This is a genomic window from Amycolatopsis circi, assembly GCF_003385235.1.
In the GTDB taxonomy this organism is placed as follows: Bacteria; Actinomycetota; Actinomycetes; order Mycobacteriales; family Pseudonocardiaceae; genus Amycolatopsis; species Amycolatopsis circi.
In genome coordinates this window covers 1-19,019 of record NZ_PQIA01000034.1, presented here as the reverse complement: position 1 = coordinate 19,019, position 19,019 = coordinate 1, and the positions used below count along the sequence as shown (strand labels likewise).

The window sequence follows — 19,019 nt, the reverse complement described above, 5'->3', positions numbered from 1 at the left end:
GAGGGGAACCTTCACGGACTCTGAGTCCCGCAGGGTTCCCCTCACGACCTACGCGCCCTGAGGGGACCGCTGGGGCAGGTCAGACGCGGGCGCCCGCCTCCAGGCCGAGCATGTCGAGCAATCCCCGCAGGTCGTCGACGTCGTGCGCGTGACCGGCGACGGTGCGGGCGGCGTGTTCCTGCTGGACGCGCAGGTCTAGTTCGGCGGAGACCCGGGCACGGGCGAATTCACTGGTTTCGGCGGACAGCGGACGTCGTTCCGAGCGCATGTCGCTCCTCGTCGAGGTGGAAGGGGCCACCGGCGGCTCCGTTCGGGGCGGATCCGCCGGGGACGACGCCGGCTCGAACGCCGGCGCACGGTGAGACTTCTCGACGGTGCTGACGCTACTCCCCGCCCCCGACCTGCCCGCACTCCCGTCCCCGGCCGCGCGCCGCCAGGTCCACAATGGACCTTTCGGGCGGCAGCCCTGGTGGGACCGGCCCGGGCGTGCTTTACTGGTTGCGGTCGTGTTTTGTGTTCGTGCGGTGGGTACGTCCCGCAGCCACGCTCGCAAGATGTAGCGGGCGTGGTGTTTCTCTTTTCGGAAGGCACACCGTCGGTCGCCGGCCCGGATGCCGAGGTGGCATCTGCTGTTTAGTCCGATGGAGACAGTTTTTATGACGCAAGGCACCGTGAAGTGGTTCAACGCCGAAAAGGGCTTCGGGTTCATCAGCCCGGACGACGGCAGCGCCGACGTGTTCGTGCACTACTCGGAGATCCAGGGCAACGGGTTCCGCAGCCTTGAGGAAAACGCGCGCGTGGAGTTCGAGGTCGGCCAGGGCCAGAAGGGCCCGCAGGCCACCGGCGTCCGCGCCATCTGAGTTCCGCTGGTGTTTCCCCTGGTGCGGAAGGTTTTCCGCACCAGGGGACCCGCGCCGAAGCGGACTTTTCCGCCCTCGGCAGCCGAAATCGCTCGGCATTTTCTGGCGCGCCGGTGAATTTCCCCGGCCGCGCAAGGTCTTCCGTGTCCCGGGAACCCGGACGGAAGATCACCCGTTGACCAGAGCAGGTCGCGACTGGCCCTGAGGCCCTCCCCTGCCTGGTCGTCAGTTCGCACGCACGGCGCATCCCTCCGCGGCGGCTCCCCTTCCGCCCTGGACACCCGCCGCGGCACCGGCCTCGGCCCCGCAGAGCGCGGCGGCCGGACCAGCTCGACAGGAGCGTTACCCATCGACACCCAGAGCACCGTCCAGCGTCCCCCGAAATCGCCCCAGCCCATGCTCGCCGGACAGAAAAGCGGCACCGAGGCATTCCTGGTGAAGCTCTTCGCCGTCGTCCCCCTCGTCGCGGTCGCCGCCGCGGTGCCGCTGGCCTGGGGCTGGGGCCTCAGCTGGCTGGACATCGGCCTCGCCGCCGCGTTCTACTGCGTCAGCGGCCTCGGCATCACCGTCGGCTTCCACCGGTACTTCACGCACGGTTCGTTCCGCGCCCGCCGCGGGCTGCGGATCGCGCTCGCCGTCGCGGGAAGCATGGCCATGCAGGGACCGGTGATCGACTGGGTCGCCGACCACCGCCGCCACCACGCGTACTCCGACCGCGACGGCGACCCGCATTCGCCGTGGCGCTTCGGCACGTCGCCCGCCGCGCTCGCGAAGGGCTTCTGGCACGCGCACATGGGCTGGCTGTTCGGCCGCGACCGGACCAACCCGCGCCGCTTCGCCCCGGACCTGCTCGACGACACCGACCTGCGGACCGTCGACCGCCTGTTCCCGGTGCTGACCCTCGCGACGCTGCTGCTGCCCGCGCTGCTGGGCGGCCTGATCACGATGAGCTGGTGGGGCGCGCTGACCGCGTTCTTCTGGGCCGGGCTGGTCCGGGTCGCGGTGCTGCACCACGTGACCTGGTCGGTCAACTCGCTGTGCCACCTGATCGGCGAGCGCCCGTTCGAGGCGCGCGACCGTTCGGCGAACTTCTGGCCGCTGGCGATCGCGTCCTTCGGCGAGTCCTGGCACAACTCCCACCACGCCGACCCGACCGGCGCGCGCCACGGCGTCGGCCGCGGCCAGCTGGACATCTCCGCGCGGCTGATCTGGATGTTCGAGAAATTCCGCTGGGCCTCGCACGTGCGATGGCCTCGCGCGGAGCGGCTCGCCCGCAAGCTCAAAACCGCCTGAGCAGACCCTGCGGACCCGCTCCCCGAGTCGGGTCCGCAGGTCGCCGCGGCTTGACACCGCCAGCACCTGCTTCCAGGTTCACGACCGTCCGACGAACCTGCGGCCGCTCGCGAGCAAACTCAAAACCGCCTGATCAGGCCCTGCGGACCCGCTCCTCAAGCCGGGTCCGCAGGTCGCCGCGGCTCGACACCGCCAGCACCGGCCCCGGGGTTCCGGTCTTGTCGGCCGAGGTCAGGATGTCCGCGACGAACCGCCGCACCCGTTCCGGCGCGGGCGTCACGTCGCCGCCCAGCTGGGCCACCGGCTGCGGGGATTCGGCGGGCGTCGTCTCCACCGCCACCGACCAGCCTTGCCGCATGGTCCACAGCAGCATCAGATCCCGGCCGGGGAAACGCGGGGACCGGCCGCTCAGCGCGACGTACGCGGTGATCGTGTCGGTGACCTCGCACGACGAGCACTCCACCGACACCCCGACCGCGGCAGCGACCTCGCGCACATACGCGGCCAATGCCTGCCGCAGCACCTGCGGATCGTCGGCGGTGGGCAGGGACATCGGGCGTTCCGGACCGGACAGGAGCATGGGTCTCCTCTTCCGCCGCCGCTTCCGCTTCGCGCGGGAGGCGCACCGGGGTCGGCGAATCGCGCGAAGGCCGGCGGACGCGATGATCGGGGCCGCACCGGATCGGGCATCCGGCAGCTGGACCGGACTCCGACTCTACCCGGTGGGACAAGCCCGCAGCCGAGATCAACCCGTCTGGCCGCCGCCGAAGTCGCTCGATCGGCTGCGGAATCCGCTGTCGACGTGGCGATCCACGCGGCGAACAGTCCTGCTTGGACACCCGGCGCGGCCTGATCCGATTCCCAGCGGCCAAGATCAGCCGCCGAGATCGCCCGCCTGGCCGCCGTCGGCCGATTCCGCGATCGAGGTGGCCACCCACGCGGCGAACAACCCCGCCTGCACATACGGCGCGGCCTCGCCCACCGCACGCACCACCGACCGGGCACGGCCGGGCGCGGGCTCTGCTTCCGGCGCGAGATCAGCGTCCGCGGGCCGGTCGGTGCGCCACGGCGTCTCCTCGGCCCGGACCTCGGCGAGGAAGTCCGCGGTCGGGTCGCCGTCGGGTTCGGTCATTCGTTCACGATGACATCGCCGGACGGCGCCCGCCAGCAGAATCGCCTCAGAACAGCAGCGGCAGCAAAGCTTGGCGCCGCTTGAGCACCGCGCCGTAACGCGCGTCGAGGCGCAGCCACGAATCGGTGGCGGTCACCCGGACCACGTCGCCGTCGATCGACGAATCGAACAATCCCATCCCGGACAACGCGAACAGGCAGCGCATCTGGACCTTGACCTCGAGGTCTCCCCCGGTGACGGTGAGCACCGCCTGGTCCATCAGCGAAGCGGGCGGCGTGCCGTGCGGCCCGGCGTTGTCGCGGGCGAGCGCGACGCCGCGGTCAGCCAGCTCCGACACCACGCCGACCGGCAGTTCGTCGACCTTCTGCCACCGGTCGGACACCGGAAGCTCCGCGTGCCACAGCAAATCGCGCGCCGGCCCCGGGTCCATCACCTCGCCGCCCGCGACGGCGAGCGCCGCGAGCAGTTCGTTGCCGGACACCGTGACGTCGGACGGAGTCACCGTCCCCGCCACCGCGCGGGTCGCGAGGACCTCGAACGGCGTGGCCGTCCACGCCTCCACGACGTCGTCGCCCCGGCGGCGCAGCCGGACGGCGGTCGTGCCGTCCAGCCGCACCGCGCGGGCGACGAACGCGCTGAGTGTCTCCCGGTCGCCCGGGTCGGGAATCCGCAGCTCAGGCATCGGCCAGCACCCGATTGAGGAATTCCGCTTCCTCGTCGCTGAACCGGCGCGGCCGGAGCTTGACCGTGTCGTACGGAGCCAGCACGGTTTCCGCGGTCACCGCGACCGGATCGGCCGCGTCCGGGCCGGTCCGCACGACGTATCCGAGCGTCACCGTCGAGGCTTTCAGCTCGGCGAGCGTGATCTCCACGCGCACCGAGCGGCCGGGCGCCGCGACGATCGGCGCGCGGTAGTGCACGCCGAGCTTCACGACCACGACGCCCTTCGGCAGCTCGGTGAGCCCCGCGCGCTCGGCTTCGCCGAACAGCACGGGCACCCGGGCCTCTTCGAGCAGCGTCACCACGTTGGCGTGGTTGACGTGCCCGTACACGTCCATGTCCGACCATCGCGGCTGGACGTGGGAAACGAATGTCACCGAACAGTGCTCCGGATCTGTCGCGCGGCCACGGACAGCGTCGCGAGGTCGAGCCGCCCGGAACGGGTGATCTCGTCCAGCGCCACGCGCGCCCGCGAAAGCCGCGACGCGTTGGCCTTCTCCCATTGCTCGATCTGCTCGTCGACGGACAGGTCCTGGTCGCTGTGCCGCAGTGCGTCGAGCGCGATCGCGCGCAGGGAACCGTACACGTCGTCGCGCAGCGAGAGCCGGGCGAGGGCGTGCCAGCGGTTGCCGCGTTCCAGAGCGCTGATCTCGGTGAGCATCTTGTCGATGTCCAGGTGGTCCGACAGCGCGTAGTACAGCTCGGCGGTGTCGGCCGGGGTGTGCGTCGCGTCGAGCCCGACCTGCTGCTCGGCCAGCTCAGCCACCTCGACCACGTCCAGCAGGCCGTAGCTGTGCAGCAGCAGCGCCACCTGCCGGGCGAGGCCGGCGGGCACGCCTTCCTCGACCATCCCGGCCGCGTCCTGCTCCACCGACTCCAGCTCGCGTCCGCGCAGCAGCTCGCCCAGCTTCGGGCCGAGTTCCGCGAGCACCGGGCCGAACCGGTTGATCTCGGCCAGCGGCGCGAGCGGCTGCGGGCGGTTGGTGAGGAACCAGCGAGCGGCCCGGTCGAGCAGCCGCCGCGTCTCCAGCACCATCCGGTCCGCGACCGCGGTCGGCACCACGTTGTCCAGCGCGTCGATCTCGGCCCACAGCTTCGGCAGGTCGTAGACGTGCGTGACCACCGCGTACGCGCGCACCGCGTCGGTGGCGGTCGCGTTCATCTCCTCCATCAGGCGGTAGACGAACGAGATGCCGCCGCCGTCGACCAGCTCGTTGGTGATCAGCGTGGTGATGATCTGGCGGCGCAGCGGGTGCTGTGCGATCGCCGCGGCGAAGGGTTCGCGCAGCGGGGCCGGGAAGTACTCCGGCAGCCTGCGCGTGAACACCTCCGATTCGGGCAGGTCGGAGGCCAGCAGCTCGTCCTTGAGGTCGAGCTTCACGTGCGCGAGCAGCGTCGCCAGCTCCGGCGACGTCAGGCCCTCGCCCGCCTTCTCCAGCGCGCGGAACTGCGACGGGGTCGGCAGCGCCTCCAGCTTGCGGTCGAACGCGCCCTTCGCGACCAGCGCGGACACCTGCCGCGCGTGCACCGACACCATCGGCCCGGCGTGCGCCCGGCTGACGCCGAGCACCGCGTTCTGCCGGTAGTTGTCCGCGAGCACGAGCGAACCGACCTCGTCGGTCATCTCGCCGAGCAGCTCGTTGCGCCGCGCGTGCTGCAGTTCGCCGCCCGCCACCAGATGATCCAGCAGGATCTTGATGTTGACCTCGTGGTCGGAGCAGTCGACACCGGCCGAGTTGTCGAGCGCGTCGGTGTTGATCTTGCCGCCATTGCGGGCGAATTCGATCCGGCCGAGCTGGGTCAGGCCCAGGTTTCCGCCCTCTCCGACGACCTGCACGCGCAACTGGTTGCCGTTGACGCGAATCGCGTCGTTGGCCTTGTCGCCCGCCGCGGCCTGGCTTTCGCTCTCCGCCTTGACGTAGGTGCCGATGCCGCCGTTCCACAGCAGTTCGACCGGGGCCAGCAGGATCGCCTGGATCAGGTCCATCGGCGCGAGCTTCGTGACGCCCTCGTCGAGGCCGAGCGCCTCGCGGACCTGCGGGGTGATCGGGATGGTCTTGGCCGAACGCGGGTAGATCCCGCCGCCCTCGCTGATCAGCGAGCGGTCGTAGTCGTCCCACGAGCTGCGCGGCAGGTCGAACAGCCGCTTGCGCTCCTCGTAGGTCGAGGCCGCGTCCGGGTTCGGGTCGAGGAAGACGTGCATGTGGTTGAACGCCGCGACCAGCCGGATGTGCTTGGACAGCAGCATTCCGTTGCCGAAGACGTCGCCCATCATGTCGCCGATGCCGACGACGGTGAAGTCTTCGGTCTGGGTGTCCTTGCCCAGCTCGCGGAAGTGCCGCTTCACGCTCTCCCACGCGCCCTTGGCGGTGATGCCCATGGCCTTGTGGTCGTAGCCGACCGAACCGCCGGACGCGAACGCGTCGCCGAGCCAGAAGCCGTACTGCGCCGAGACTTCGTTGGCGATGTCGGAGAACTTCGCGGTGCCCTTGTCCGCCGCGACGACCAGGTAGCTGTCGTCGGCGTCGTGGCGCACCACGTTCGGCGCGGGCACGGTTTCACCCTCGACCCGGTTGTCAGTGAGGTCCAGCAGGCCGGAGATGAACATCCGGTAGCAGGAAATGCCCTCGGTGAGCTGGGCGTCGCGGTCGACCCCGGCGTCGCCGGTGGGCCGCGGCGGACGCTTCACCACGAAGCCGCCCTTCGCGCCGACCGGCACGATCACCGCGTTCTTCACCGCCTGCGCCTTGACCAGGCCCAGGATCTCGGTGCGGAAGTCCTCCTGGCGGTCCGACCAGCGCAGGCCGCCGCGGGCGACCTCGCCGAAGCGCAGGTGCACGCCCTCGACGCGCGGCGAGTACACGAAGATCTCGTACTTCGGGTGCGGCTCGGGCAGTTCCGGCACGCCGCTCGGGTCGAGCTTGAGCGCCAGGTACGGCCGCGGGTTCCCGTCGGCGTCGCGCACGTGGTAGTTCGTGCGCAGCGTCGCGTTGACGACCGCGAGCAGCCGGCGCAGGATCCGGTCCTCGTCGAGGCTGGTGACCTCGTCGACCATCGAGGAGATCTCGGCGGTCAGCGATTCCGCGTGGGTCTTGCGGTCCACATCGGACTGTTGCGGATCGCAGCGGGTTTCGAAGAGCCGCACCAGTTTCGTCGCGACCTCGGTGTGCTTGACGACCGTGTTCTGGATGTAGGACTGGGAGAACGGGCTGCGCGCCTGCTGCAGGTACCGCGAGTAGGCCCGCAGCACCGCGGCCTGGCGCCAGGTGAGCCCGCCGCGCAGCACGAGCGCGTTGAGGCCGTCGACCTCCGCCTCGCCTTGCCACGCCGCGTGGAACGCGTCCTGGAACCGCTCGCGCACCGCGTCCCCGGCCGCTTCGTCGGCTTCTTCGAGGCCCTTCTTGTCGACGTGCAGGCCGAAGTCGTAGATCCAGCTGGCCCCGCCGTCCTCGCGGAACAGCTCGTACGGCCGCTCGTCCACCACCTCGACGCCCATCGCCTGCAGCACCGGCAGCACCTTGGACAGGGTGACGCCCGCGCCGCGCAGGTAGAGCTTGAAGCGCCGCTCGCCGGGTTCGGCGTCCGCGGGCAGGTAGAACGACAGCGCGAGGTCGCCCTCGTCCGCGAGAGTGTCGAGCTTGGCCAGGTCGGCCAGCGCGTCCTCGGCGGTGAAATCTTCCTTGTACGCCTCCGGGAACACCGCGCCGAAGCGCTGCCCGCGGTCGACCGCGGACTCCTCGCCCGTCATGCCGGTCGGGCTGCCGTCGCCGACGCGCTCGCGGCGCTCGGCGATGATCGCCTCGACCAGCCGGTCGTCCCAGCTGCGCACGACGGTGTTGAGCCGCTCCTGGATCCGCAGCGTATCCGGTTCGACCGCGTTCGACGGGTCGGTGTGCACCATGAAGTGCACCTGCGCCAGCAGCGTCTCGCCGACGCGCGCGCTGTACTCCAGCTGCGTGCCTTCGAGTTCTTCCAGCAGCACTTCCTGCATCGCCAGCCGCGAGCGCGTGGTGTAGCGATCGCGCGGCAGGTAGACGAGGCAGGAGTAGAAGCGGCCGTACGGGTCGCGGCGCAGGAACAGCCGCAGGCGGCGACGGTCGGACAGCGTGATCGCGCCGGTGGTGGTGTAGAAGAGCGAATCGGTGTCCGCGGAGAACAGGTCCGCGCGCGGCCAATTCTGCAGGACTTCCAGCATCCGCTGGCCGGAGAACGATTCCATCGGGAACCCGGCGCGGTGGATGACCTCGCGCACGCGCTGGCCGACCACCGGAATGTCGAGCACGTTTTCGTGCAGCGCGGTGGTGGTGAACATGCCGAGGAACCGGTGCTCGCCGGTGACCTTGCCGTGCTCGTCGAACGTCTTCACGCCGACGTAATACGGATAAACCGGACGGTGCACCGTGCTCGGCGCGCTGGCCTGGGTGAGCACGAGCAGCGACGGCGCGAGCGCGTCGACCGAGCTGTCCGGGCCCGCGGTGAGACTGCGCGCGGCCAGGCTGTCCTGGCGCAGCACGCCCAGGCCGGACGCGAGCACCGCGCGCAGGGCGGGCTCGTCGCTGTCCGGCTGCGGGCTGTCGACCAGCTCGTACTTGCGGTAGCCGAGGAAGGTGAAGTGACCGTCGGCGAGCCAGCGCAGCAGGCGCGCGCCCTCGACGACCTCGTCGCCGTTGCCGGGCAGCTTCGGCGGGTTCTGCTCCAGCGTTTCCGCGAGCGAGCAGGCAGTCTGCGCCATCTTCTCGGCGTCCTCGACGACCTCGCGCACGTCGCCGAGCACCGACGACAGCCGGTTGTCCAGCTCGCGCGCCCGCTGCGGGTCGGTGACGAGGTCGATTTCCACCAGCATCCACGATTCCGCGGACGCGCCGGCCGGCGGATCGGCCGGATCGGCGTCGAGGTGCAGGCCCTCCAGCTCGCCGGTCAGGCCGCGGCTCACCACGACGATCGGGTGCACGATGCGCTGCACCTGCACGCCGTCGCGGGCGAACTCCGCGGTGACGCTGTCCACGAGGTAGGGCATGTCGTCGGTGACGACCTGCACGACGGTCGCGTCGCGCGTCCAGCCGTCCTCGGCGGTGGTCGGGTTCAGCAGGCGGACCGCCGGACGTCCGGGCATGCGCTGCTTCGCCAGCTGCAGGTGCGAACGCACCGCGCCGACGAGCGCGACCGGATCGTCGCCGACGATCTCGTCGGCCGGAATGTGCCGGTAGTACAAGCGGATCAGATCCGCGATCTCCGGCGCCTGCGCCGCGGCGGTGTCGATCAGCTCGTCCCGGATCTGTTCCGGGCTGGCCGTGCGGCGGGCGGCGCCGGCTTCGGTGCCGACATCGGGCGGGGACGAGACTCCCGTCGAGCTCATTGAGCAACTCTCCAGTGTGCGAGACCGAGATGCGTCCGTCACCACAACGTGCCGGACTTCCTTCACCCTAATCCGCCCTGAAGCGCCCCCGTGCGCGGCGGGGAAAGACTTAAGGTTCGTTTCCGGGGTCCCCGGCGGCGGCGTCGCGCGGGATCGGTTCAGCTACCGGCGAGTTCTGGTCGCGGGTCTGTGTGCAAAAGGCTTGGCACGAGGCCGGAGGGCGTGTTCCGGGGGTGCGGCGACTGCTTCGGGATCGGTTCAGCTCTCGTATCGCCCGCGGCGGGAACGGAAAAGGTTGCCTCCCTCTCCTGCGAGAATTCCCACCCGTACGGGCTAATTCTTCCGTTGCGGCGGAGGAAGCGGGGCGGGCTGGGAGGAACCGCCGGGTTTCAGGATGGGGCAAGTCCGGGGTGCGCGCAGACCGGCGGGGCCGGGCGGCTGGTGCCGCACAATCTCGGCGCGTCCAGCCGTTGACTGGGAAAACCGCTTGGCGCAGCGCGAAAATCGGCGGGCGACCGAAGCCGGGGCGGGCCGCATGGTCGCACTTCCGCGAAAGGTCCGTGAGGGGAACCCTGCGGGAATCAGATTCCCGCAGGGTTCCCCTCACGGACCTTTCGGCGCCGAAGCCGCGGGATTCTCCGCGTCGATGAGGTTTCCGCCAGCAGCGCGGGCCGCGTGGCTGCCCTCCCGCCGTGGTCCGTGAAGGGCTCCTTGAGGGAATCTGATTCCCTCAAGGAGCCCTTCACGGACCGCTCGAGGCCAGACCCGTGTACGCGTCGGTGCGCGATCCGCTGCCCTGCCGCGGAATCTGCCCGGCCGAGTCAGCGCATCCCCTGCGGGGCAAGAACTTTCAGTCGCCGTTGTTGTGGTGGCGGCGGTCCGCGATCGCCCGGCCGTTGATCGGCTTCGGTTCGTCGTTCGGGCCGAGGCGTTTCACCAGCGCGGCCGCGCTCGCGGTGCCTGCCTGGTGCTCGGCGAGGGCGCGGGCGAGCAGTTCCGCGAGACCGGCGTCCGGCGGCGGTTCGTCCTCCGCGATGGCCCGCGCGTAGCCCTCCGGGAACGGCTGCTCCGACGGCGTCCACGCATCGATGTCGGACAGCGGGTCCAGCGCCGGCGGCATCCGCAGCCGGGGCAGCCACGGCTCCTCGACCGGCTCCGGTTCCTCCGGACGCGGCGCGGGGGCCAGCTCCGGCTTGTCCTGCGTCGCGGTTTCCGTTTCCGGCGCGGCGGATTCGGGACGTCCGGGCTCGTCGGCCCGGCGGCGTCCCCCGCCTCCGCCGGTCGCGGTGATGCCCAGCCGGTCCAGGACTGACTTCGCCGCGACGGATCCGTGTTCGGCGTCGTGCCGGGTCTTGCGTCCGCGCGAATCGCGGCGGGCCGCTTCCTCCTTCGCCCACTCGGCGCTTTCCCACAGCGGCGCGGCAGCCTCTTCCGCCGGCGCCGGGGCGAGCGGAAGCTCCGGCAGGATGTCCGACAGATCCGGCATCCGCAGCGAGAACCTCGGCTCTTCCTTCGGAGTCTCCTCGGCTTGCGCTGCTTCCGCCGCACGACGCGGAGCTTGCTCCCTCGCCCACGGCGTTTTCGTGTCGTCAGCCGCCCGCAACGGCCGGACGGACGCCTTCTCGGCTGGTGCCGTCTCTTCCCGACGCGCCGCCGGCGGCTTCTCCGGCCAGCGAGCCGACGTGTCCTCGACAGGCTTCTCCGCCGCCCGGGACGGATCCGCGCGGCGAACCGGCGCAGCGTTCTCGGTGGCTCGGGACGGCCGCTGCGATGGCTCAGCCTGCCGACCTCGCACGTCCTCCGCAGCCCGCGACCCGGCCGCGTTCTCCGCTCGCTGCGGCGCATCCGTCCGGCGAACCGACACGTCCTCCGCCGCTCGCGCTCCAGCCGCTTCTGCGCGGCGACCGGACGCATCCCCAGCCTTCGAAGTCTCCCGGCCGACCGGCGCCTCAGCGGCAACCGCCCGCACCGGAGCGTCCTCGGCAGCCCGTTTCCGCGGCGCAGGCGCTTCCGCGCCCTTCCGCCCGAACGGCCGCGCCCATCCCGGCAGCACCGGCGACTTGCGGTCTTCAGCGCGCCGTCGTCCGCCAGTACGCGGAGTCTCCTCCGCCGGTTCCCGGATCGCGGGCATCACCGACGTCTGCTCGACCTCAGTCTCCGCGGCGGCGCGACGGAACGACCACGCCGGTTTCTTCTCCGCCGCCTCGACCCAGGCCGAAGCCGAAACCGGCTCCGCGGGCACCTCGACCTGCGCCGGAGCGACCGGCAGCGGGGCCGCGACCGGATCCGGCCGCTGGGCGGGGACGTCGCGGATCGCCGGCATCACCGAGGTCTCCTCGGCCGCGACCCGCGGCTCGACCTCCATCGACACCGGGCGTCCGTCGCGCGGGGCGGACGCGGCGAGGACGTCGTCGAGGTCCATCGACGCGACCGATTCCGCACCCAGCTCGCCCGCGATCAGCCCGCACGCCTGGCGCCGGGCCCGCGCGTGCACGTGTTCCGCGGCCCGCGCCCGGTGCAGGCACCCGATGGCCTCTTCCGCGCTGCCGAACCGCTCCTCGATCTGCGCCAGCTCCAGCCACAACCGCGCGGTGACCGCCGCGAGCCCGTGCCGGTCGGTGGCCGCGACGGCCTCCCCCACCAGCTCAGCGGCGGCGTCACCAGCACCGGAGGGCAGGTGAATACGAGTCGCGACCGCCAGCCGCAGCCACGCCGCGGGCGCGACTCCAGCGGCGCGGACCGGTTCGCGCAGCATGGGTTCGGCGATGTCGTAAGCCATGTCGGCGTCGCCGCGGTCGAGCAGCGTGCTGACCAGCTGCAGGACGAGCCGGATCCGGACGAGGCCGCCGTCGTCGCCGGGACGGTCCATCTTCTCCAGGAACCCGAGCCCGGTCCGCGCGGCGTCCGCGGCGGCGGTGAGATCGCCGTGCCGACGTCGGTGTGCCGCGGTTCCGTTGCGCAGCAAGGCACGCATGAGCAACCGGTCGTCAGCGTCGAGCGAATCGTCGGCCACCAGCAGCCGGTCCGCCTCGACGAGCACCCGGTCCAGCTCCGCCTTCCGGCCGAACTGGGCGAGGCACCCGACGAGGTGGCACAACGCTTCTGCGCGCAGCGACGGCGGCACGTCCTCGGACAGCACCGGCCGCAGCGCGGCCAGCCCCATCAGCGGGACACCGAGACTGCGCGCGCACACCGCGAGGTCGACGCGCAGCCGCGCCGCCGTCGTAGCGTATCCGGCGTGTTCGGCCGCGCGCAAGGCCGCGACCGCGCGGCCGACCGTGGACGTCCGCTTGCCGATCCGCACGCGAGCGGACACCACGAGCGCTTCCGCCCGGATCCAGTGCCCGTCCGCGCTCGCCGTCTCCGCGAGCGCGGCCGAGCGTTCGCCGAGGACCAGCGAAAGCTCGGGCGCCCGGAACCGCAGCGATTCCGCCCGGTCGATGAGCCGGCCGAGGTCGGCGAGGGTCCCGCCACTGGCAACGGCGGGCCGCCCGTCCGCGGTCGCGGACGGGCTGGGCCGGTTGTGCCTGCTGGTTTCCACTCGGGACCCCCGCGCCGGTCAGTCGCGCTTCAACTTGCGGTGGGTGACCCGGTGCGGACGAGCCGCTTCGGCGCCGAGGCGCTCGACCTTGTTCTTCTCGTAGCCCTCGAAGTTGCCCTCGAACCAGAACCACTTCGCGGGGTCTTCGTCGGTGCCTTCCCAGGCGAGGATGTGCGTCGCGACCCGGTCCAGGAACCACCGGTCGTGGGAGATCACGACGGCGCAGCCGGGGAACTGCTCGAGCGCGTTCTCCAGCGAGCCCAGCGTTTCGACGTCCAGGTCGTTCGTCGGCTCGTCCAGCAGGATCAGGTTCCCGCCCTCTTTGAGCGTCAGCGCGAGGTTGAGCCGGTTGCGCTCGCCGCCGGACAGCACGCCGGCCGGCTTCTGCTGGTCCGGGCCCTTGAAGCCGAACGCGCTCACGTAAGCGCGCGAGGGCATTTCGGTCTGCCCGACGTGGATGTAGTCGAGCTTGTCGGACACGACCTCCCACACGGTCTTCTTCGGGTCGATCCCGCCGCGGCTCTGGTCCACATAGGACAGTTTGACCGTCTCGCCGATCTTGACCGAGCCGCCGTCCGGCTCCTCGAGCCCGACGATGGTCTTGAACAGCGTCGTCTTGCCGACGCCGTTCGGGCCGATCACGCCGACGATGCCGTTGCGCGGCAGGTCGAACGAGAGCCCGTCGATGAGCACCCGGTCGTCGAAGCCCTTGCGCAGCTTCTCGACCTCGACCACCACGCTGCCCAGCCGCGGGCCCGGCGGGATCTGGATCTCCTCGAAGTCGAGCTTGCGGTGCTTGTCCGCCTCCGCGGCCATCTCCTCGTAGCGGTCGAGCCGCGAACGGGACTTGGTCTGGCGGGCCTTGGCGTTGGACCGCACCCAGTCCAGCTCGCTCTTGAGCCGCTTGGCCAGCTTGGCGTCCTTCTTGCCCTGGACCTCGAGCCGCTCGCGCTTCTTCTCCAGGTAGGTGGAGTAGTTGCCCTCGTAGCCGACGACGCGGCCGCGGTCGAGCTCCATGATCCACTCGGCGACGTTGTCCAGGAAGTACCGGTCGTGGGTGACGGCCAGGACGGCGCCCTTGTAGTTGGAGAGGAACTGCTCCAGCCACAGCACGCTTTCGGCGTCCAGGTGGTTGGTGGGCTCGTCGAGCAGCAGCAGGTCGGGCGCGGACAGCAGCAGCTTGCACAGCGCGACGCGGCGGCGCTCGCCGCCGGAGAGATGGGTGACCGGCTCGTCCGGCGGCGGGCAGCGCAGCGCGTCCATGGCCTGCTCGACGGTCGAGTCGAGTTCCCAGGCGTCGGCGTGGTCCAGCTCCTCCTGGAGCTGGCCCATCTCCTCCATCAGCGCGTCGCTGTAGTCGGTCGCCATCAGCTCGGCGATCTCGTTGTAGCGATCGAGCTTCCGCTTGGTCTCGCCGAGCCCCTCCTCGACGTTCTGCCGGACGGTCTTCTCCTCGTTCAGCTCCGGCTCCTGCATGAGGATGCCGACAGACGCGCCCGGCTGCAGGAAAGCCTCGCCGTTGCTGGCCTGCTCGATCCCCGCCATGATCTTGAGAACGGTCGACTTGCCGGCGCCGTTCGGGCCCACGACGCCGATCTTGGCTCCGGGGTAGAACGCGGTGCTCACGTCGTCGAGGATCACCTTGTCCCCGACGGTCTTGCGCACCTTCTTCATGGTGTAGATGAACTCGGCCATGCCATCGATCGTAGAGTGGCTCCTCCGGCGGCCTGACGGCGGTCACCACCGTGCTACCGAGGGTCAAGTCGAGGTCACGCGGACAGCATGATTTTCCGCCGCGTCATTCCGCCCGTTTGCCGTCGGCGAGGTTCTTCAGCATCGCGTTGTAGGCAGCGAGTTCCTCGCCGCCGGTGGTCTCCTCGCGCCGGTCGCGCCGCTTCGCCTCGCGCTCGTCCTGGCGCGCCCACTGCACCAGCAGCGCGATCAGCACGAGCAGCACCGGCACCTCGCCGGACGCCCACGCGATGCCGCCGCCGAGCCGCTGGTCGGTCAGCAGGTCGCCGACCCACGGCAGCTTCAGCGACGTGTAGAACTCGCGGCCGATCACGGTCTGCATGTTCATCAGGATCACGCCGAAGAACGCGTGGAACGGCATCGCGCCGAACATCATCCCGAGCTTGCCGACCGGCGGCAGCCGCCGCGGCGCGGGGTCGACGCCGATCACCGGCCAGTAGAAGACGTAGCCGACGAGGAGGAAGTGCGCGTTCATCGCCAGGTGCGCCCAGTGGTAGTTGAGCGCGTTGTCGAAGAGGCCGGAGAAGTACAGTCCGTAGAAGGAGCCAACGAACAGCAGCAGCGCGACGATCGGGTTCGTAAGGAACCGCGACACCGGCGAGTGCACCGCGGCCAGCAGCCACTCGCGCGGTCCGGGCGGGGCGTCGCGGCCGGCGGGCGCGATCGCGCGCAGGGCGAGCGTGACGGGGCCGCCGAGCACCAGCAGGACCGGCGCGACCATCGACATCAGCATGTGGGTGCCCATGTGCACGCTGAACATCGCGGGCGCGTACCGGCCGATGCCCGACGACGTGGCCAGCAGGATCACCGCGCAGGCGGCGAGCCACGCGACGGTCCGGCCGACCGGCCAGGCGTCGCCGCGCTTGCGCAGCCGCCGGACGCCGGCGAGGTACAGGCCGGCGAGGACGATCGCGAGGGTGCCGTAGACGAGGTCGAACCGCCAGTCGGTGAGCAGCCGCCAGAACGTCGGCGGGCCCTGGAGGTCGTAGCCGATGAGGAGTTCGACAGTGCCCGGCTGGGTGACCGCGTCCGGCGGCGGTGGCGTGCGGGCGAGGCCGGACGCGATGCCGATGGTGACGAACATGATCAGCACTTCGACAGCCGCGAGCCGCAGCAGCTGGCTGCCGCCCTTTCCGTCGACGAGGTTCGCGACACCGCGGCTGCGCTGTTGCTGGCCGAAGACGCCGAGCAGCAGCAGCGCGACGATCTTGGCGACGACGAGCAGGCCGTAGTCGGTGGTGAAGAGGTCGCCGAGGTTGATCCGGACCAGCGCGTTGACGATGCCGGACACCGCCATCACGACCCAGCAGACCAGGGCGAGCTTGGAGAACCGCTGCGCGGCGAGGCTGAGGTTGTTGCCGCGGCGCCAGCCGAGCGCGAGCACGGCGAGCAGCCCGCCGACCCACAGCGCGGCCGCGACGAGGTGGTAGAGCAGGCTGTTCGTGGCCAGGTCGTGCGAGCCGCCGCTGGCCGAGTGCCCGGTGACCGCGACCGGGACGAGCCCCGCGACGGCCAGGAAGAACAGCACCGCCGTCCAGCCCCAGCTGAGCACCAATCGGCAGCCGAGGGCGAGCAGGATCGCGATCAGCGCCGTCCACAGCCACGCCTTGGGCTGTTCGATCGCGCTGATGAGGCTCAGCAGGGTGTCCGGGGAAAGGACGTCGCCGAACGGCTTGCCCGCGCTGTCCGCCGCAGTGAAGGCGACCGACAGGATCGAGGCCGCGAACCACACCCACGCGGCGATCCCGGCGGTGCGGACCGCGGCGTACCCCTCGGGCGCGAGGGTGCCGGATTTCTGTGGCGGCACGAGGAAAGCGGCCAGCAGCAAAGCGCCGACGCACACGACCGACGACGCCTCGGCGAGCACGCGGACCACCGTGACGCCGTACCGGGTGACGAGCCCGGGGTCCGGCAGCCCGGCGATGACGTAGCCCGCGCCGCCGGTGAGCGCGACGAGCCCGACCGCGACGACCGCGCCGAGCACGACTCCGACCGAAAGCAGCGGGAGCACGCTCGTCTTGCGTCCGCGGTTCGGGGCGGGTTTCGTCACAGGTTCCGAGCTCACGCTACGAGACTAGGCCGGTCGCGCGCGGGACGGTGCGGGGGTGGGGCGCTCGCCGGGTTCCGCGCCGGATCGCTCGCTCGCGGTGTTTGCGCTGGTCGGGCCGGGTCGCCGGACGGAATCCGGTGTACGGCAAGGCTTTCCTCTATGCTCCGCCGATGACCAGCAGCCGTCGCCGCCGCCCGACGCTGGACGACGTCGCGGAGGCGGTCGGGGTGTCGCGCGCCACTGTGTCCAACGCCTACAACCGGCCTGACCAGCTGTCGGCGCAGCTGCGGGAGCAGATTCTGCGCGTGGCGGGTGAACTCGGTTACCCCGGCCCGAACCCGACCGCCCGCAGCCTCGCCACGAGCCGCACCGGCGCGATCGCATTCCTGCTCGATTCGTCGCTGTCGGCGGCCTTCTCCGACCCCGCGCTGTCGATCACCCTGGACGCACTTGCGAAAACCGTAGAACCGACCGGCAACGCACTGCTGCTGTTGCCCGGCCACGAAGCCCAAGAAGGCCCGCCCGCGTCGCGAGTCCTGGCCGCACAAGCGGATATCGCCGTGGCGTACTCCCTCGCCGACGGCACTCCGGCCCTGGAAGCCGTGCGGGCACGGGGTCTGCCGCTGGTGGTCATCGACCAGCCCCCGCTCCCGGACACGGCCCGAGTCGGCTGCGACGACCGCGGCGGCGCGTCGTTGGCCGCGCGCCATTTAGTGGAACTAGGGCATCGGCGCTTCGGAATCCTGGCGGCACCACGGCTTTCCGCTGTCACCAGCCCCTTCCACGGCACCCGGGAACGCCTAGCCGGATACCTGGACACGCTGGCCGCCGCCGGAATCACCGACATCTCCGTCACCGAAGCCCCCTGGCTGTCCGCCTCGACCGCCCGCGCCGCCGCCACCGACCTGCTCACCGCCGCGGTGCGTCCGACCGCCCTGCTCTGCATGTCCGACCAGCTGGCCTTCGCCGCGATCGCCGCCGCCCACCGGCTGGGCCTGCGCGTTCCCGCTGACGTCTCGATCGTGGGCTTCGACGACACCCCGCAGGCCGCCTGGTCTGAACCACCGCTCACGACCGTCCGGCAAGACCTGGCGGGCAAGGGCCGGGTCGCCGGCGAACTGGTGATGGACCTCCTCGCCGCCTCCCCCGTCCCGCCGCCGGTCGAACTCCCGGTGTCGCTGGCCGTGCGCGAAAGCACCGCGGCGATTTAGCAAGACCGCTCGGCGATCTGTGGACAACTAGGTCTCGTCCGAGTGAAGGGAAACTACTTGTCCACAGACGTAGGAATGCGGGCAGACAAACCGCACGGAACCCGCCAAGGTGGAGATCACGCCCGGTTTCCCGGGATACCGCCGGCTTCTTCACCCGGCACCGCTTTCGATTGAGGGGGAGTTCCCACGATGTTCCGCCGTCTGCTGCCGTCCCTGCCGTTCCCGGGCCGCCGCTCCTGGCCCGCCGCCGCCCCGTCCCGCCTGCCCGGCGTATTGCTGCTGGTCACCGCCGGTCTCCTGACCAGCTCCGGCCTGGCCCAAGCGTCCCCGGCCGTTCCCCCCGCTCCCGCCTGCACCGCGGGAGAGTTCTGCCTGTGGGACAGCGAAACCTATTCCGGCGGGGCACAGAGTTATGACCTGCGCACGGCAAATCCGGGTGATTGCCTTCCCCTGCCCGAGGGATTCCAGGGACATTCCTTCGTCAACCGGATGACCCGCGACGTCACGATCTACCAAGGAGCCGACTGTTCCACGGAAGGCGATTTCATCACCTATCCGGGCGGCGGCACGTACGTTCCGCAGTCCCCGTTCGCGGTGCGTGCCCTGAAAGTGTGGCAATAGCCCTTCCCCTGAGACCGGGCCAGGCGAACGAGGCAGCTCCGGCCGAGTCGACTCGCAGCCCCAGTTCGCCGGCCCGGGGGCCGCACCCCCGAGCGGCCCCCAGGCCCGTGGGCGCGCAGCCCGGAACAACCGCGCCCACGGGCCCCTGACCCTCGCTTCCCGCTCCCGGCCCCGACCTGGGAGCGGGAGGCGAGGCCTTGGGGACTTGCCCTTGCTCAGCACCCTGACTTGCTCAGGGCGGGAGGCTAGACCTGGGTCCTGCCTTGCTCGCCGCCTCTTGCTGCACAGCGGTCGGCCGGGCGAGGTCAGACCCGGTCGCAGGTCGGTCACCGGTCTGCGACGCCACCTAGCGGACCACGCCCACAAGTGGTCCGGCGTCCCTGCCGAGCTGGCACGTCGGACCGTGACCGCAACCGCCGAACTGCCCAACTGTCGCTGCCCCAGGGCGGCGTCCCTACATCACAAGATCGCCACATTCTGCCC

13 protein-coding genes are annotated in these 19,019 nt (G+C 70.9%); 4 read left to right on the top strand and 9 right to left on the bottom strand.

The features are described from left to right. Positions 1–79: 79 nt before the first annotated feature. Positions 80–268, bottom strand: a complete 189-nt coding sequence (locus D0D37_RS17245; RefSeq protein ID WP_116201569.1) for a hypothetical protein — start codon at positions 266–268, stop codon at positions 80–82. Positions 269–656: 388 nt separating this feature from the next. Between D0D37_RS17245 and D0D37_RS17240 the strand changes: the two genes are divergently transcribed. Together D0D37_RS17240 and D0D37_RS17235 are read left to right on the top strand one after the other, a co-directional pair. Further along, positions 657–860, top strand: coding sequence for a cold-shock protein (locus tag D0D37_RS17240; RefSeq protein ID WP_037814060.1), 204 nt, complete (start codon positions 657–659; stop codon positions 858–860). Between the two features lie 396 nt (positions 861–1,256). Continuing rightward, a complete protein-coding gene (locus tag D0D37_RS17235) occupies positions 1,257–2,153 on the top strand; it encodes an acyl-CoA desaturase (protein ID WP_116201568.1) in 897 nt (298 codons plus the stop codon). 133 nt (positions 2,154–2,286) lie between these two features. On the opposite strand, the gene D0D37_RS17230 is transcribed toward D0D37_RS17235, so the two are convergent. The 8 genes from D0D37_RS17230 to D0D37_RS17195 all read right to left on the bottom strand — a co-directional run bounded on the left by D0D37_RS17230 (position 2,287) and on the right by D0D37_RS17195 (position 16,719). Further along, complete coding sequence (locus D0D37_RS17230; RefSeq protein ID WP_244223547.1) at positions 2,287–2,733, bottom strand: DUF6292 family protein; 447 nt, start codon at positions 2,731–2,733, stop codon at positions 2,287–2,289. A gap of 294 nt (positions 2,734–3,027) precedes the next feature. Beyond that, positions 3,028–3,285, bottom strand: coding sequence for a hypothetical protein (locus D0D37_RS17225; RefSeq protein WP_116201567.1), 258 nt, complete (start codon positions 3,283–3,285; stop codon positions 3,028–3,030). A gap of 46 nt (positions 3,286–3,331) precedes the next feature. Continuing rightward, positions 3,332–3,967 (bottom strand): DUF8010 domain-containing protein, encoded by a 636-nt coding sequence (locus D0D37_RS17220; RefSeq protein WP_116201566.1) that lies wholly within the window; start codon positions 3,965–3,967, stop codon positions 3,332–3,334. Continuing rightward, positions 3,960–4,382, bottom strand: a complete 423-nt coding sequence (locus D0D37_RS17215; RefSeq protein ID WP_116201565.1) for an acyl-CoA thioesterase — start codon at positions 4,380–4,382, stop codon at positions 3,960–3,962. Before D0D37_RS17215 ends, D0D37_RS17220 begins: the two co-directional genes overlap by 8 nt. Then, positions 4,379–9,361 (bottom strand): NAD-glutamate dehydrogenase, encoded by a 4,983-nt coding sequence (locus tag D0D37_RS17210; protein WP_116201564.1) that lies wholly within the window; start codon positions 9,359–9,361, stop codon positions 4,379–4,381. The genes D0D37_RS17215 and D0D37_RS17210 overlap by 4 nt, the downstream gene beginning before the upstream one ends. 850 nt (positions 9,362–10,211) lie before the next feature. Then, the gene (locus D0D37_RS17205) at positions 10,212–12,902 is read right to left on the bottom strand and encodes a hypothetical protein (RefSeq protein WP_116201563.1); all 2,691 of its coding nucleotides are present in this window, start codon (positions 12,900–12,902) and stop codon (positions 10,212–10,214) included. Positions 12,903–12,920: 18 nt separating this feature from the next. After that, positions 12,921–14,597 (bottom strand): energy-dependent translational throttle protein EttA, encoded by a 1,677-nt coding sequence (gene ettA, locus D0D37_RS17200; RefSeq protein ID WP_116201562.1) that lies wholly within the window; start codon positions 14,595–14,597, stop codon positions 12,921–12,923. A 103-nt stretch (positions 14,598–14,700) separates the two neighbouring features. Then, positions 14,701–16,719: a bifunctional copper resistance protein CopD/cytochrome c oxidase assembly protein gene (locus D0D37_RS17195; protein WP_208720004.1), complete on the bottom strand. Its 2,019-nt coding sequence runs from the start codon at positions 16,717–16,719 to the stop codon at positions 14,701–14,703. Between the two features lie 155 nt (positions 16,720–16,874). On the opposite strand from D0D37_RS17195, the gene D0D37_RS17190 reads away from it, so the two are divergent. Both D0D37_RS17190 and D0D37_RS17185 read left to right on the top strand, forming a co-directional pair. Further along, positions 16,875–17,915, top strand: a complete 1,041-nt coding sequence (locus tag D0D37_RS17190) for a LacI family DNA-binding transcriptional regulator (RefSeq protein ID WP_116201615.1) — start codon at positions 16,875–16,877, stop codon at positions 17,913–17,915. A 189-nt stretch (positions 17,916–18,104) separates the two neighbouring features. After that, a complete protein-coding gene (locus D0D37_RS17185; RefSeq protein ID WP_116201560.1) occupies positions 18,105–18,536 on the top strand; it encodes a peptidase inhibitor family I36 protein in 432 nt (143 codons plus the stop codon). Positions 18,537–19,019 lie beyond the last annotated feature (483 nt).

Coding starts and splice junctions, on each gene's coding strand:
- D0D37_RS17210 (WP_116201564.1), bottom strand. CDS start 9,361: ATGAGCTCGACGGGAGTCTCGTCCCCGCCCGATGTCGGCACCGAAGCC.
- D0D37_RS17190 (WP_116201615.1), top strand. CDS start 16,875: ATGACCAGCAGCCGTCGCCGCCGCCCGACGCTGGACGACGTCGCGGAG.
- D0D37_RS17225 (WP_116201567.1), bottom strand. CDS start 3,285: ATGACCGAACCCGACGGCGACCCGACCGCGGACTTCCTCGCCGAGGTC.
- ettA (WP_116201562.1), bottom strand. CDS start 14,597: ATGGCCGAGTTCATCTACACCATGAAGAAGGTGCGCAAGACCGTCGGG.
- D0D37_RS17240 (WP_037814060.1), top strand. CDS start 657: ATGACGCAAGGCACCGTGAAGTGGTTCAACGCCGAAAAGGGCTTCGGG.
- D0D37_RS17185 (WP_116201560.1), top strand. CDS start 18,105: ATGTTCCGCCGTCTGCTGCCGTCCCTGCCGTTCCCGGGCCGCCGCTCC.
- D0D37_RS17220 (WP_116201566.1), bottom strand. CDS start 3,967: ATGCCTGAGCTGCGGATTCCCGACCCGGGCGACCGGGAGACACTCAGC.
- D0D37_RS17245 (WP_116201569.1), bottom strand. CDS start 268: ATGCGCTCGGAACGACGTCCGCTGTCCGCCGAAACCAGTGAATTCGCC.
- D0D37_RS17230 (WP_244223547.1), bottom strand. CDS start 2,733: ATGCTCCTGTCCGGTCCGGAACGCCCGATGTCCCTGCCCACCGCCGAC.
- D0D37_RS17235 (WP_116201568.1), top strand. CDS start 1,257: ATGCTCGCCGGACAGAAAAGCGGCACCGAGGCATTCCTGGTGAAGCTC.